Origin of the sequence: Neobacillus drentensis (genome assembly GCF_036966985.1) — a bacterium.
GTDB classification, from domain to species: Bacteria; Bacillota; Bacilli; order Bacillales; family Cytobacillaceae; genus Neobacillus; species Neobacillus drentensis_E.
This window is the reverse complement of the sequence record NZ_JBALSN010000390.1, coordinates 1-509: the sequence shown is the minus strand read 5'-3', so window position 1 is coordinate 509 and position 509 is coordinate 1. Positions and strand designations below refer to the sequence as shown.

At 40.3% G+C, this 509-nt stretch carries 1 protein-coding gene; it reads right to left on the bottom strand.

What is annotated here, in order from left to right; all coding sequences use genetic code 11:
- Window positions 1-74: 74 nt before the first annotated feature.
- On the bottom strand, window positions 75-509 hold a 435-nt coding region (locus tag V7659_RS22940; RefSeq protein WP_335542493.1), incomplete at its 5' end, for a nucleoside transporter C-terminal domain-containing protein.

Here is a 509-nt window from a genome sequence, read left to right as displayed (position 1 = left end):
AAATGGTCATCATCATGCACATAATGACAAAAACCCCGCAAAAAATGATGCGGGGCGTGACAGTGTCTGTTTGATTATAAGAACAAACCTACGATAGTTCCAGTTAAGACCGATCCCATTGTTGCAACTAATAATACCTTTAAACCAACCTTAGCTAACTCACTTGCCTTTTCATTATTGATAGCCTGAACCGTTCCTAAGATAATTCCAATTGAAGAGAAGTTAGCAAACGATACCAAGAATGCTGATACGATACCTACAGTCTTATGAGACATATGAGGGATCATTTTCATAAAGTCTAACATAGCGACGAACTCGTTAGCCGCTACCTTCGTACCCATAACTGAGCCAGCTCTAACAATCTCATTGGAAGGAATACCCATAATCCAAGCGATTGGTGCGAATACATATCCAAGTACGCCAGTGAAAGAAATACCGAAGATTGAAGTGAAAATCCAGTTAACAGCTGCGATCAATCCTACATAAGTGATCAGCATTGCACCGACGAT